Origin of the sequence: Algoriphagus sp. TR-M9 (genome assembly GCF_027594545.1) — a bacterium.
GTDB lineage: Bacteria > Bacteroidota > Bacteroidia > Cytophagales > Cyclobacteriaceae > Algoriphagus > Algoriphagus halophytocola.
Genome location: NZ_CP115160.1, coordinates 3,035,763 through 3,050,803 on the forward strand (window position 1 = coordinate 3,035,763; position 15,041 = coordinate 3,050,803).

General features: G+C 42.3%; 11 protein-coding genes. 6 read left to right on the forward strand and 5 right to left on the reverse strand.

Annotated elements, in window-relative coordinates; all coding sequences use genetic code 11:
* Position 1: 1 nt before the first annotated feature.
* Positions 2 to 391, forward strand: coding sequence for an SMU1112c/YaeR family gloxylase I-like metalloprotein (gene gloA2 / locus PBT90_RS12725; RefSeq protein WP_270129596.1), 390 nt, complete (start codon positions 2 to 4; stop codon positions 389 to 391).
* Between the two features lie 71 nt (positions 392 to 462).
* Here the strand turns inward: gloA2 and PBT90_RS12730 are convergent, their stop codons facing one another.
* A complete protein-coding gene (locus PBT90_RS12730; RefSeq protein ID WP_270129597.1) occupies positions 463 to 1,953 on the reverse strand; it encodes a RagB/SusD family nutrient uptake outer membrane protein in 1,491 nt (496 codons plus the stop codon).
* A 12-nt stretch (positions 1,954 to 1,965) separates the two neighbouring features.
* On the reverse strand, positions 1,966 to 5,103 hold the full coding sequence (locus PBT90_RS12735) for a SusC/RagA family TonB-linked outer membrane protein (protein ID WP_270129598.1): 3,138 nt from the start codon (positions 5,101 to 5,103) through the stop codon (positions 1,966 to 1,968).
* Positions 5,104 to 5,524: 421 nt separating this feature from the next.
* Here PBT90_RS12735 and PBT90_RS12740 point away from each other — a divergent pair, with 421 nt between their 5' ends.
* Entirely contained in the window at positions 5,525 to 5,941 is a 417-nt protein-coding gene (locus tag PBT90_RS12740) for a DUF1801 domain-containing protein (RefSeq protein WP_270129599.1), read from the forward strand.
* 1 nt (position 5,942) lies between these two features.
* Positions 5,943 to 6,692 carry a DUF1835 domain-containing protein gene (locus PBT90_RS12745; protein WP_270129600.1) on the forward strand — a complete coding sequence of 250 codons (750 nt, stop codon included), beginning with the start codon at positions 5,943 to 5,945 and terminating at the stop codon, positions 6,690 to 6,692.
* A 32-nt stretch (positions 6,693 to 6,724) separates the two neighbouring features.
* Here the strand turns inward: PBT90_RS12745 and PBT90_RS12750 are convergent, their stop codons facing one another.
* Together PBT90_RS12750 and PBT90_RS12755 are read right to left on the reverse strand one after the other, a co-directional pair.
* Positions 6,725 to 7,135, reverse strand: coding sequence for a hypothetical protein (locus tag PBT90_RS12750; RefSeq protein WP_270129601.1), 411 nt, complete (start codon positions 7,133 to 7,135; stop codon positions 6,725 to 6,727).
* 169 nt (positions 7,136 to 7,304) lie between these two features.
* Positions 7,305 to 7,814: an RNA polymerase sigma factor gene (locus PBT90_RS12755; RefSeq protein ID WP_270129602.1), complete on the reverse strand. Its 510-nt coding sequence runs from the start codon at positions 7,812 to 7,814 to the stop codon at positions 7,305 to 7,307.
* A 393-nt stretch (positions 7,815 to 8,207) separates the two neighbouring features.
* On the opposite strand from PBT90_RS12755, the gene PBT90_RS12760 reads away from it, so the two are divergent.
* From PBT90_RS12760 to priA, 3 genes are all read left to right on the forward strand, one after another.
* Entirely contained in the window at positions 8,208 to 9,185 is a 978-nt protein-coding gene (locus tag PBT90_RS12760) for a GSCFA domain-containing protein (protein ID WP_270129603.1), read from the forward strand.
* 93 nt (positions 9,186 to 9,278) lie between these two features.
* Positions 9,279 to 11,306: a thioredoxin domain-containing protein gene (locus tag PBT90_RS12765; protein ID WP_270129604.1), complete on the forward strand. Its 2,028-nt coding sequence runs from the start codon at positions 9,279 to 9,281 to the stop codon at positions 11,304 to 11,306.
* 3 nt (positions 11,307 to 11,309) lie between these two features.
* The gene (gene priA, locus PBT90_RS12770; protein ID WP_270129605.1) at positions 11,310 to 13,829 is read left to right on the forward strand and encodes a replication restart helicase PriA; all 2,520 of its coding nucleotides are present in this window, start codon (positions 11,310 to 11,312) and stop codon (positions 13,827 to 13,829) included.
* 22 nt (positions 13,830 to 13,851) lie between these two features.
* On the opposite strand, the gene PBT90_RS12775 is transcribed toward priA, so the two are convergent.
* A complete protein-coding gene (locus PBT90_RS12775; RefSeq protein WP_270129606.1) occupies positions 13,852 to 14,991 on the reverse strand; it encodes a DUF819 family protein in 1,140 nt (379 codons plus the stop codon).
* Between the last annotated feature and the right edge of the window lie 50 nt (positions 14,992 to 15,041).

The window sequence follows — 15,041 nt, forward strand, 5'->3', positions numbered from 1 at the left end:
TATGCTGAACATAGAGCACATCCACCATATCGCAATCATTTGTAGTGATTATGAACGTTCCAAAAAGTTTTATACCGAACTACTGGGCTTAAAAATCATACGAGAAGTTTATCGCAAAGAGCGTAACTCCTACAAGTTGGATTTAAGTCTTAATGGCGACTATGTTATTGAGCTTTTTTCCTTTCCCGCTCCTCCTCCCAGAATTTCCAGACCTGAAGCTACGGGACTGAGGCATTTGGCTTTTGCGGTGAGTGATATGGAAGAATGCATAAAAAGTCTTGAAGAAAAAGGGCTAAATGCTGAGCCCATTCGGATAGATGAGTTTACCGGAAAGCGCTTTACTTTTATCGCAGACCCGGATGATTTGCCCATAGAATTCTACGAATTCTAATTGAATAAATTAGCAAAAAAAGCCCGAGGATATTTCCCCGGGCTTTGATTTTTTTGGCTTTGAAGCTTCAATTAAGAAGGGTTCTGAACCATATTTTCGTTAGCGTTCAATTCAGAAATTGGAATTTGCCACTGCCAGTTTGTAGTTCCAGCAGGTTCTTCAAATTTACCATTGATTACAGATTCTACGTGATTAGAGCCTGTTCTGTCCAATGGAAGATTCAAACGCTTCAGATCAAACCATCTGAAACCTTCACCCCAAAGTTCGATTCTTCTTTGAATCATGATTGCTTCGATTAGACCTTCACCGCTTGTTGCCGGCAATGTGTATTCTGGATCTCTTGCTTCCATGAATTCAGTCAAAAGGGCAGCCGCTGCAGCATCGCTGCCTGATCTAGCCAAAGCTTCAGCTTCCAAAAGAATCATTTCAGAAGCTCTCATGTAAGGCACATCACCTACAGAGGATGCATTACCCTGAGCGATAAACTTACGGTTCATGTAATCAATCTTAGCGAAAGATGAAAGCGTCATCTCATCGATATAAGGATCTCTCAGCTCAGGATCGGAAGCGTTAGGATCCCAAAGACCTTTACGGTAATCCGTATCAGAGATCATATCATAAAGCTTCATGCTGATCGCCTTAGGATTGTTTCTAATGTTGGTAGAGCTAAAGTTCAAAGACATGTAAGCAAAGAATGAAGCAAAGTAAGTCTGCTGATCATCCACCTGATGTGAACCCCAGATCCACTCCCCATTTTCATAGTTGTTGAATCCAGCATATAGATCAGACTCAGACATCAGATCGTAACCTTCTCTAGCAGCATTTGCAAAAGGTGCAGCTTCCGCAAACCTACCTTGAGTAAGCAATACGCGGGCTTTGATCCCATTTACAACGTTGATATTCAAGTGAGACTTGGCATTTCGGCTTTCATCCAAAAGAGCTATAGCGGCATCCAAATCAGCATTTACCTGAGTATAAACTTCTTCTACCGTATTTCTGGCTCCACCTTCAGTGATTGGCTCCGTCACTATTGGAACCCCATCTTGGCTATTACCACCACCAGCAGCATAACGCTCAGCAAAATGTTGTACTAATTGGAAATGCGCCCAAGCTCTGTAAGCCAAAGCCTGACCTTTGATCTCGTCTTTTTCTTCCTGTGGGCCTTCAGCATCATCGATATTAGCAATGATCATATTGGCATTACCGATCACTTTGTAATAGAATCTCCATACGAAGCGAACGTCACCGCTGGTTTGCACATTATGGTTTAGCCATCTGGATATAGATACATACCAACCGTTACCGGTAGTGGTCATCACTACGTCATCAGACATCACCTCTCTCATGATCATCACCGCTCCTTCACCTGCTTGACCCTGGCTATCATAACGAAGCAGTAGAGAACGATGAATGCCGTTCAATGCCGTCATCGCATTGGTAGTCGTGGTAAATACAGATTCTGAAGATACTGCATCTGTAGGCACAGTATCTAGATAATCTTCTGCACAGCTAAAGTTCATCAGCAATGCAACTACGAATATTGATTTAAGTATTTTCTTCATGTTACTTTCAGATTAAAGGTTGACATTAAGACCAACCGTAAAGGTTCTCGCTGGAGTGTAAGCATTTGAAGTAGTTCCGTTGAAGCTACCAGACACATACATTCCTTTTCTTTGAGATAACCAGCCCAGGTTTTCACCCGCTAGGTACACCGTAGCTCCACCTACACTGATGCGATCAAGTAAGGTTTTTGGTAATCTATAGCTCAGATTAACAGATCTCAGGTTCAAATAGGAGCCATCAATTAACCATCTGTCAGATTGTACATTAGTTTGTGCTCCTCCGGTGACATCCATTTTAGGTACGTCAGTGATCTGACCTGGAGTAGTCCATCTGTTCAATGCATCTACATGAAGTGCATTACCGTCTGGGTCAGCATTCATCAAGCTAGCATAAGATCCGTCATACACTTGACCTCCTACAGAGTAAGACACCAAAACGTTCAAGGAGAATCCTTTGTAGCTAAAGGTATTGGTCAAACCTCCGAAGAAATCAGGAATAGCAGTACCTGCAAAATGATACTTAGCATTGTTTGCTCTTGTAGTAACTGTATCCTGGCCTACAATTTTGGTAGTAGCGTCGTCTTCTGCATAGGCTTCAGCTCTGTATAGACCCTCGCCAGTTTCTGGATCCACTCCATACCAGTCTCTCAACCAGTAATCATAGATAGATCTTCCAACCACCAATTTCTTGGTTCCGTTGATTTGCTCTTCGAAAGGAAGCTTCTTGAACTCATTCTTGAAAGTAGAAACGTTCAAGCTAGCAGTCCAAGTGAAATCATTGCTACGGATTACATCACCTTGAATACTGAATTCTATACCAGTGTTAGCAAGCGTACCGATGTTCTGAAGCTTCTCCTCTAGACCAGTAGTCAAAGACAAAGGAACTTCGAAAAGTAGGTTTTCAGACTGTCTGTTGTAATACTCCAAGGTACCGGTGAATCTACCTGCGAAAGCAAAGTCCAAACCTACATCAAAGGTATTGTTTGATTCCCATACCAAATCTTCAGCTGCCAAACTTGCCTGAAGTATACCCGGCTCAGATGCATTGTTATAACCTAGGTCATAAAGTGCCTGCCAAGGATAATATCCACCAATAGCATCATTACCTACTTCACCATAAGAAGCTCTTAGCTTCAGCATGTCAAAGAAGTCAGAATTGAAGAAGTTTTCCTGGTCAATATTCCAAGCAGCACCAACAGAGAAGAAGTTACCTCTTCTTACTTCACTGTAGAATTTAGAGGAAGCATCCGTACGGAATGAACCAGATAGGGAGTACTTATCGTCGAATACATAATTTACTCTAGAGAATAAAGATTCGATTCTGTGTCTGTCGATTCTACCATTGGCAGAACTAATAGTCACAAAGTTGTCTGGCTCTATATTACCGTCTAGAATCTGATCCTGCTTAGCTAGATACTGATAATTGTACTTGTAGTCATAGTTCTCGTGACCTACTAAGGCTTCTACGAAATGCTTCTCTTTGAAAGTGTTGGTATAAGTCAACAACTGGTTGAAAGTGTAAGAATTTGTACGGCCATTGGTACGGTTAGTACGACCAGCTGGAGCGCCATCACCCACGATTGGGTTATCATAACCAATGCTCAATAGAGAAGTAATGTCGGTAGCGATATTAGTTCTCAATGCAAAGTGCTTCAAGAAAGTGATCTCAGCATAGGCTCTTGCAGAGATTACATCTCTGTCTGTTTGATCCACATTGAGCAATGCCTCCTGATAAGCGTGACGTCCTGGAGATCCACCTGGACCTCTAGATGGAAGACCTAGATTTGTAAGGTCACCAGTATCGAAAATTTTGTTTCCGAATTCGTCGGTCAAATATCCACCTGTCATCATATTCTGAGCATACACAGGGTAAATAGGTCCCATGTTTCTAGAGAAGAACATAGGGTTTACATAACTGGTGTTTCCATCGGTTCTGGCATTGTTACCATCACTCATGGTAGCAGAAAGGTTTACACCTGTTTTGAACCAGTCAGTAGCCTGAGTATTGATATTCAATCTACCAGTGAATCGCTCGAAATCAGAGTTAATCACGAAACCATCTTCTTTCAAGTAACCTACTGAAGTAAAGAAATCTGTTTTATCAGATCCACCACTATAAGTCATGTTGTATTCAGATCTACCTCCTCTACCAGCTACATAGTCTTCCCATGCTAGATCCTGGAAGTTATTTGAAGCAGAAGGATTCAAAGTACCATCTGCTCCTACTACTTGGTCATTTGGTACATTGTAAACATTGTAACCCAATACACCATCGATCAACTCTTCAGATGCATAAGCAGCAGCTTCAGCACCTGTAGCACCATTTCCTAGCTGGGAGTTTCTCAAAGATTCCCAAACCAAAGGATAATACTGATCAGCATTTACTCTTTCATATTCTGGCAAAGCTCTGCTTGCAGTACCCTGCTGAACTCTGAAACTAAAGTTTGGCTTGTTCTTTTTACCTTTTTTGGTAGTGATCATAATCACACCGTTAGCAGCTCTTGATCCATAAAGTGCAGCAGAAGACGCATCCTTCAGGATAGTCATATCTTCGATGTCTTCAGGATTCAAGTTGGAGATATTGGCATCGTAAGGAACTCCATCTACTACATAAAGTGGAGAAGAAGAAGAGTTCACAGAACCAATACCTCTAATACGTACAGCTGGAGTAGAACCCGGCTGGCCGGACGCAGAGGTAGTAATTACACCTGGAGACTGACCCTCGATGGCATTCACCACGTTGTTGATCGGTCTATTGGCGATTTGATCACCTTTCAGTGCAATTGCAGAACCTGTAAAGTTACCTTTGTCTGCAGTACCGTACGCGGTAACGATTACCTCATCCAAATTTTGGGCATCTGGCTCCATAGTCACGTTGACTACAGACCTGTTACCGATAGCTTCCTCTACAGTAGAGTAGCCAATGTAGCTAAATACTAGAGTTTGAGATCCAGCTGGAACGTCAACACTATAGTAACCATCAAGGTCAGTCACTACTCCTATGGTAGTTCCTTTTACCAAGACGCTGACTCCAATGAGTCCCGCCGGCTCCTCTTCAGAAACCAGCCTTCCTGTTACAGTCCTGCTTTGCGCAAAAGCTGAAACAGTTACTAATAGCCCTAAGAGCAAACTTAGTAATGTTCTTTTCATAAGATTTAATAAATAGTTAGTAATCAACAACATCACCTTGACATTGCATATTCTTTACCGCCCATCTTTATCTTTACCAAAGCAATTGAATGGGTGGCCTATAATTTCTATTTTGTGGTTGGGGGGTGTGTGGCGGAGGTATGATCACCTCATAGGATTATCTCTAATTGTTGGTTAAATATGATACGCTATACTTTGGGTTTTTTAACTGTTCAGTTTCGAACGATAATTATCAAATTGTTATTGTTATTTGATCAAAAACCTCTAAAACTTGAGCAGTTATCTTATTTTGGTCGCTAAGATATTCCATTTTTACGTTTTTTAACACCTGCTTAACCTAAAATTTATTATTTTTTGTAGGAAAGTTCTAGACTGTTTGAAATTTCAAAAATTTCAAAATTTCATTTTTCCATTTCCTATTATGTCAGAATTAAAAACTAAGCCCACAAATGACTCTGTCGAAAAATTCCTAAAATCTATAGAGCACCCAGTTAGAAGGGCAGATGGCCTGACCCTTTTAGAAATTTTCAAGGAGGAAACCGGGGAGCCACCGACTCTCTGGGGGCCTAGCATAGTTGGATTCGGGAGATATCAATATAAGTACCCATCTGGCAAGGAGATGGAATGGTTTCCGGTAGGATTTTCTCCTAGAAAACAATCACTTTCTATTTATATTATGCTCGAAAAGGAAAAACTAGAACCTTTTCTCAAAAAACTGGGTAAATACAAAATATCCAAAGCTTGTATTTACATTAATAAGCTAGCTGATGTAGATGAAAAAGTCCTTCGGGAGATGATTCATAGTTCAATAAATCTAATCAACAACAAAAACACTTAAAATGCTACATGTATTAAATGGAGATTCGTTAGCAGAAACTTTTCCTCCCAGCATTTCGGGAAACATCGCTATCATGCGCGAATGCCTGGTAGATGGCCCAGTAGCCGCAGACTCCTTCAATGAACTGGCTATCGTTCGGTCGGAGTATTTAAAAAAAACTTATCCAGAAGCAGCAGATCAAGATTACTACACATACGTCACCCCACAGTTCAAAAAAATACTGACGGCTACCTCTGCTACAGACGTCTATCTCTGGTTCGAAAACGATCTCTTCTGCCAGGTCAACCTATGGTATGTCGTTCATCTGCTCAAAGCTCATAAAGGACAACTGTACCTGGTCAGCCCTACCACTGACTTAATCGAGGGATTTGGTGGAATGAACATTGACCAGCTGAGAAGTGCCTACCGTAATGCAAAACCGCTTACGTCAAACGAAAGGCATGTATTGGCTGATATGTGGCAACTCTATCAGACGCAAAATACCGCAGAGGCCCTCACCCTATCCTTGCAGACCAGCCCAGAATTGCCATTTCTGCACCCAGCAGTAGTAGCCTGGGTAGAGTCCATTCCTCATGGGGAGTATCTAGGTAAGCCAAAAGAAGCATTAAAGGAAATTTCAGCTCAGTTGGGAACGGATGATTTCGGGAAAATCTTCAGAGCATTTCATGTAAAGTATGCCATTTATGGCTATGGAGACCTGCAAGTGAAACGACTTTGGGAGGAACTGAAAAAAGAAGAGTTAGAAAAATAACTTAAAGGAGCTGCTAAAAACAGCTCCTTTTTTTATTCTAATTCTTTCAGCATAACTTCAGAAGAATCCATCACGCGTCTGTATTTTTTCAAAACCCAGCGACTAAATAGAACCAAAAAAACCAATCCTCCAGGGATATAAATCCCCCAAAACCATGGTTTATATACAATTTCTTCAGAGCCATTTAACTCTGTCAAAGGAGGTAAAATGCAGATCAATAAAATCACACCACAAATTATCCCATAGCGTTGAACTTTCCAGAATTGAACTTTACTTTTTGAAAACTTTTCTAACAGCTTTGCTGGAGCTTCTGCATCAATTCGAATATTCCGCATTCCTTTCACAGCAGATAAACTTGCTACTGGCAAAGCAATCATTAAAAAGACTGCTACTAAAGCAAAGATTTGATTATACCACAATTCAAAATCTCCAAATCTGGACAAGAAATACATTGCGTAGCCAACACAAACCAAGGAACCCAAAATCTCAGGGATTCTAATGCTATTCATTTTACTCCTGAATTTCTGCTTCGTGATCTGCAGCAGTATTTCTTTTTGAATTTTATCCTGTTTTTCCACTTGCAGACTGAGGTCAGCCCAAAGGGATTTCATTTCATCGAGTTCCATATTCTGTTGATTTAGGATTCATTTCTGATTTAAGTTTTTGTCTGATTCTAGACATTCTCGTACCCACGTTGCTCACTGATATTCCGGATATCTCCGCGATTTCTTCGTAGGATTTATCTTCCAAAAAGAGAAAGATGATACCTCTATCCAGCAAATTCAATTTTCTGATCTGGGCATAGAGTAGTTGGATTTTCTCTTCTCTCTCAGAATCATTTGACTCCGAGAACTGAATAGTTACCTGATCAAAAGGCAGGGTATTCAACTGCTTTTTCGATTTATTCAAATGAGTAATCGCAGTATTCATCCCTACTCTGTAAAGCCAGGTGCTTGGCTTGGAAGCTTTTTTGAAATGAGCAAAAGACTTCCACGTCTGGTACACGATCTCTTGATACAAGTCATCCTGTTCGGCTTGTTCCTTCGCATAGATCGTCGCGATCTTATAGATCAGCCCCTGATTTGCATGGATTAGATGGACGAACTCTTCCTCTTTACTCATTTGATTTCATTTACTCCATTAGTCTTAGCTCTTTGGAAAAAATCACAGATTTGATGAAAAATTTTTAAAAAGTAAGGAAATCGTAGGTAAAATCTTTTCGTGGCGACACGAACCACGACGTAACAATACCTAATGTCCTGCTTCTGGAGAAGCAGGACAACGGCAAAATCTGTTCGTGATGATTCGAACAGCGGCGTGAAAAATATTCAGAAAATCTGAATTAGTATTAGAGGAACTGTTCGTGAGACACGAACAGTGGCGGAATTAAAGCCCAACATCTGAAAAGCAGAACAACTGCTTCTGTAGAAAACCAAAAATTCCTCTGAGCTCTCTGTGAAAACCTTTGTGTCCACTGTGGTTAAAACAATCCATCACAAATCCTTAATTTCGGGTATGCAATGGTCCACCGAATTCACTATTCCTGAATCTCAATTCCCCATCTCTCATCAGAGCAAGATCCTGAGTATGGGTTCCTGCTTTGCGCAAGCTATGGGTCAAAAAATGCTTGAAGCAAAGTTCGACTGCCTGGTCAATCCATTCGGAACCATCTTTCATCCGATGATTTTGGGTGACTTGCTGGATCATGCTATGCTTCAGGACAAGATTGAGGAAAATGGAATCCTGGAGCGGGATGGGATAATTTATTACTTGGGAGCACATTCAGACCTATTTGCAAATTCCAGGGAAGAGCTTGCACAAAAATATGCTGCACAACTTGCTGCAGTCAAAGATTACCTAGAAACCGGTACTCATTTAATTCTGACCTTAGGCACCTCATGGATTTACGAAACCGAGGATTTCGGGAGGGTAGCCAATTGCCACAAACTTCCCCAAAAGCAGTTCAGAAAGAAACTCGTTCCGCTCGACGAAATGGCTTCACATTTAATCCACATTTTTGGAAAAATTTCACGGGTATTTCCCAACCTAAAAATCATCTTGACAGTCAGTCCTGTGCGTCATATCAAAGATGGTATTCCGGAGAATCAACTCAGTAAAAGTTTACTGCGCGTACTTTGCACTCAGTTGGAAGGCAGGTTTTCCTTTGTTTCATATTTCCCAGCTTATGAGGTGATGATGGACGAATTGCGGGATTATCGTTTCTATAAAAAAGACCTGATCCACCCAACTGAAGAAGCCGAAGACTATATCTGGGAGAAATGGAGCAAAGCTTATTTCAACAAAGAGACACAAACCAAAACAGAAGAAATTCAAAAAATCAAACAAGAACTGGCACATCGCCCACTTAACCCCAACAGTGAAGCCCACAGGAAATTTCTGCAGAATCTTCTGAAAAAGCTGGAACGATTGAACGGGGAATTTGATTTTTCTTGGGAGCTCAATAAAATTGAATCTGAATTAAAGCAGGATTAATCCTCCAGGGGTTTGAAACCCTAGGAGGATTTCCAAAGCTTATACTTTCACAAAATTTTTCAATTTTCAAATCCTAAAATTTTCCAATCTAAAATGTCAAACCTTCTCCTCCACTCCCAATCTCCTTACCTCCTCCAACACGCCCACAATCCGGTGGACTGGATGCCTTGGGGACCAGAAGCACTGGAAAAAGCGAAAAGCGAAAACAAGCCGATTTTGGTATCCATTGGCTACTCTGCTTGCCACTGGTGCCATGTGATGGAACGGGAAAGTTTCGAAGATGAAGCCACCGCTGAGCTCATGAACGCACATTTCGTCTGCATCAAAATCGACCGGGAAGAGCGTCCTGATATCGACAATATTTACATGGACGCGGTTCAGGCCATGGGATTGCAAGGCGGATGGCCGCTGAATGTGTTTCTGATGCCGAATCAAAAACCCTTTTATGGAGGGACTTATTTCCCAAACCAGCAATGGAAAGGCCTTTTGTCAAACATTGCCGATGCTTTTGAAAACCATGAGGATCAATTGGCGGAAAGTGCGGAAGGTTTTGGAAATAGTCTAAACAGACGGGAAACCGATAAATATGGAATCTTAGCTGGAAATCAGGAATTGGATCCAGATGAACTTGCAGAGATCGCCACCAAGATAATTTCCCAGTTCGACTCGGAATGGGGCGGTATGAACCGAGTGCCTAAGTTCCCCATGCCGGCAATCTGGCATTTCACCCTAGATTATGCCCTGCTAAGCAAAAATGATCAAGTGCTGGAAAAAGTCTTTTTCACATTGAAAAAGATCGGAATGGGCGGAATCTATGATCAGCTGAGAGGTGGATTTGCAAGATATTCCGTAGATGGCGAGTGGTTTGCACCACACTTCGAAAAGATGCTTTACGACAATGGACAATTAGTGGAATTGTATGCCAAAGCCTATCAGGTGAGCAAGGATGAGTTTTTCAAAGAAAAAGTCACTGAAACGGTCGCTTGGTTGGAAGCAGAAATGCTCAATGGAGAAGGCGGATTCCACGCTGCCCAAGATGCTGATTCGGAAGGAGTGGAAGGTAAATTCTATGTTTGGAGGTATGAGGAACTGAAGGAATTGATCCCTGAGGAACTACCTTGGTTTAGCAAACTTTACAACCTCAAGCCGGGTGGAAACTGGGAAGATGGAGTGAATATTTTGTTCCAAACCGAAAGCGAGCAGACAATTGCAGAGGAGTTTGGGATAGACTCAGTTGAATTTCAATTAAAATTAAAAGGAATAAAAGCTAAACTTCTGGAAGTCCGAAATCAGCAGATTTATCCTGGAAAAGACGATAAAATTCTCAGCGGATGGAATGGATTGATGAGCGCTGGTTTGATTCAGGCTTATTATGCAACGGGTCAGAAAAGCATGCTGGATTTAGCAATTCGAAACCTGGAATTTCTGGAGGACAAACTTCTAATTGATGGAGTTTTGCATCGAGCTTATAAAAACGGAAGTGCCTATACTCCAGGTTTTCTGGAGGATTATGCTGCAGTGATCCGAGCGTCCATGATGGCTTTTGAAGCAAGTGGAAATGCGCGATGGCTGGATTTGGCAAGATCTCTCACGGATTTTTGCATTGCGGAATTTCATGATGAATCCGATGGCTTTTTCTTCTTCAACAATCCTACAGCAGAAAAACTAATCGCGAATAAAAAGGAGCTTTTTGACAATGTAATTCCTGCTTCCAATTCGATTATGGCAAGAAATCTCCATAGACTATCGCTTTTCACCTATGAAGAAAAATACTCGGAAATAGCATCAAAAATGCTAGGAGGCATGAAAGAACTTATCCTTAAAGAACCCGGCTTCCTTTGCAACTGGGCGAGCCTATTTTTGGAAAAATTGGTTCCAACTGCTGAAATTGCCATTGTAGGTAAAGGCGCAGCTGAAAGAGCAAAAGAATTTCAGCAAAACTATACTCCTAATATGATTTTGGCATTCGCAGAATCTTTGACAGAAAATGCCGCTATTCTTTCGGACAAGACTCCTGATTCGGCTGGAAATGCCTTAATTTATGTTTGCTTTGATCATGCCTGCCGCAAACCTGTGAGCAATTATGAAGAAGCGATTTCACAACTTCCCTATTTAGCTTAATCCTTGGAAAGCCTTTTTTCAGATCAAGATTTATATCCTTCTGGAAGCGGAAATAATTTCGCAGATATCATTCTGCCCGTTCCTATCCCGCGGATGTTTACTTATAGCATCCCCTATTCCATGCAGTCCGAGATTAACCTAGGCTCCAGAGTAATTGTGCAGTTTGGGAAGAAAAAAGTCCTTACGGGAATCATAGGGAAAGTTCACAATAAACCTCCGCAGGCCTATCAAGCAAAGCCAATTCTGGAAGTTTTGGACGATTCCCCCAGCGTGAACCCACTTCAGATCCGTTTCTGGGTATGGATGGCTGAGTATTACTTCTGTCATATCGGGGAAGTGATGCATGCAGCGTTGCCAACTGGGTTAAGATTGAGTAGCGAAAGTAAAGTGCAGCTCAACCCGAATTTCAATAGAGAGGAGAGCAAATACCCCTTGGATGCTCGGGAAATCTTGATTTTGGATGCATTGGATAACCAACCTGAGCTTTCATACGAGGACTGCGAAAAGGTGCTTTCCATTAAAAGCATTCACCCCATCCTGAAGAGTCTGGTCAAAAAAGAAGCGATTCTGATTTTTGAAAAAGTACAGGAAAAATATACTCCAAAGGTAGAAACAAGAATTCGACTGACCCCTGAAATTGCTACCAGTAAAAATGCCTTGCAGGAAGTTTTTGATAGCCTGGCAGGCAAAGCGAAACAGGAATCAGTCTTACTGAAATACCTACGTGACGTCCCAGTCTTGCAAAAACCCCAATCCAATGAAAAAGGGTTGGACAAGGCTACGCTTTTAGAAGAAGGAGACTCAGAAAGTTCTGTAAAAACGCTGATCAAAAACGGCATCTTCGAATCTTTCAAAGTGGTGGTGAACAGACTTGCCGAGGAAGAACCAGAGTCCGAACCGGCTGTCCTTTCCACCAGTCAGCAAGCCGCTTTCGAAGAGATCAAGCATCAGTTTGAAAGCAAGCAAACGGTACTTCTTCATGGAGTAACAGGCAGTGGAAAAACTGAGATTTACATTCAGATGATCCGGGAAGTGTTGGATTCAGGTTCTCAGGTTTTGCTACTATTGCCTGAAATAGCCCTTACCACACAGATTGTAAGCAGGCTGAAGAAAGTATTTGGAAGCCAAATGGGTGTGTATCACTCCAAGTATTCTGACAATGAGCGCGTGGAAGTTTGGAATGGTGTATTAAGTGGAAGGTTTTCATTCGTGGTTGGAGTTCGATCATCCATCTTTTTGCCTTTTGATAGTTTAGGGCTAATCATCGTGGATGAAGAACATGAGTCTAGCTACAAGCAGTTTGATCCGGCACCACGGTTTCAAGCAAGAGATTCGGCTATTATGCTGGCCTATTTCCATCAGGCAAGGACATTATTGGGTTCCGCCACACCTTCATTTGAATCCTATTTCAATGCCAGCCAAGGCAAATTCGGCTACGTGGAGTTGACCCACCGCTTTGGAGATGCGAGCATGCCACAATTCCATTTGGCAGATTTGGCTGCAGACAAGCGCAAAAACTTACTAAAACTTGATACCAGCAGAATTCTCAGAGAGAAAATCCAGGATGCACTTGCCAAGCAAGAGCAGGTCTTGATTTTCCAAAACCGTCGTGGATATTCCCCATACATACAATGTGAGGATTGCGGCTGGACTGGGCAATGCGTGCAATGCGATGTTAGTCTCACTTACCATCAGTTTTCCGAAGAGCTCCGCTGCCATTATTGTGGTTATAAGGAAAAATCACCCAGCTCATGCCCCGCTTGTGGAAGCACCCAATTGACCACGATGGGAATGGGAACAGAGCGGATCGAGGAATCTTTGAGTTTGCTTTTCCCAGAAGCTAGAATTGGCAGAATGGATCTGGACACGACTAGAAACAAGCATGGATACCAGCGCTTATTGGATGAATTTGGGTCTGGAAATCTGGATATTTTGGTAGGTACACAGATGATCACCAAAGGACTGGACTTTGGGCGTGTGACTGTAGTTGGGATTTGGGACGGAGATCGAATATTGAATTTCCCCGATTTCCGTGCTGGAGAAAGAGCCTATCAGCAAATCACTCAAGTTGCAGGTCGCGCAGGACGGAGAGAAGCGCAGGGACAGGTGATTTTGCAAACTAGAGATCCAGAAACCCAGATGTACGCTCAGGTAATTAAAGGGGACTATTTTGAATTTTTCAATCATGAGATTCATGACCGGAAGAAGTTTTACTATCCACCTTTTGTGAAATTGGTAAAGATCACAACGCGGCATACGGACTTTAAAATAGCTGAAAAAGCTGCGCTGAATCTCCATCATGGGATGGCCGAGATTCCAATTAAGAAAATCGTCCTTGGGCCGGAGAAAGGCATCATTGCCAGAATCAAAAATCAATATCAGTTTGAGAGTTTGATCAAATTGGACCGCTCAGGAAATACGCCAGTTATCTTCAAAGAGCACCTATGGAAAATCACTGAAGAGCTCAAATCCAGACCTGAATTTCGCTCGGTGCGCTTTGTGGTGGATGTAGATCCTTCCTAAATCTTTCCTGTATCAAGGCTAATCAGCCCAGCATCCCTGCCACCATAAATCCTGCATAAGTACCGAGGGCATTGCCTAGGCTACCCACCAAAACTCCCGGGATCAATAAATCCGGCCTTTCTAAACTTTCAGCCGCAGCCAGAGCGGTGGTATTGCCGCCTACATTTGCCTGGGAAGCCACCGCTATTATGTCCCAATCCATTCGGAGTAAAGCTCCAATCCCAAAAATCACAAATCCATGCACCAGTACCATAATCACCACAAACCAGATCAAAGTCCCCGCCACTTCACCTAGGGAAGTGATGGTTTTCAAATCACAGAGTGTTCCCACGGTAGCTAAAAAAATCAATATGATAAAAAACCCGAGAGTATGTGCTCCTTTCAAGTGCTTCACCACAGGAATCTGCGCCAAAATCAGGGCTATGGTAGTCAGCGTAAGTATTTCAGGTATGGATGGAAGCCATGTACTAAGCAGTTTGGAGAAAGCCATGGCCAGCAGCGCCAATCCAAAAATCCCTACCAAACTCTGAATATTAATTGGTTCATTACTTTTCATAGCTTTTGCGAAGCTGGGATCTGGAAGTCTTTTTTTCCTGGGGTAAATTTTCTGAAGATATTTAGGCAAAATCAATGTAGCAATGATCCAAGGTGTGCCGATCAAATTATCCACCACTGTGGTTGCAGCAAATAAATCCGCGTGTTCATTCACTTGATAGTTCAAGGCAATTGCATTGAAATTTATACTTCCTCCGATGTAGGTACCCGTGTACATTCCTGCCACGGCATGGGCCAGAGGACCAATCAAAACCGCGGGCTGCACCAAATTCCAAGCGACAAAAACCCCGATCAAAGTCCCTGTAGCTCCTATGCAAAACATCTGCAGAATAGGCGCACCTGCATGTTTCAGGCTTCTGAGATCTACCTCCAGTAGTGCTATAAAAATCCCCATAGGAGCCAAATACACAAATACAGAGGCGTAAACTGAATGACCCTGAGTAGCCGTGGGAATCAGGCCGGTATTAGCTGCCACAGCAGTCATCAGAATCACTAGAATCGGCGATCCCACAGTCCTCCATCCTTTCTTTGTTCCTAGCCAAACTGCTAAAAACACGAACATGCAGAGCATCCCGCTGACATATAAAGGGGCTTGGGTCCAAGTCATTGGGGAAATTAGCCAAAAATCCCTTGCCATAGTACCTTACATTCAGGTTC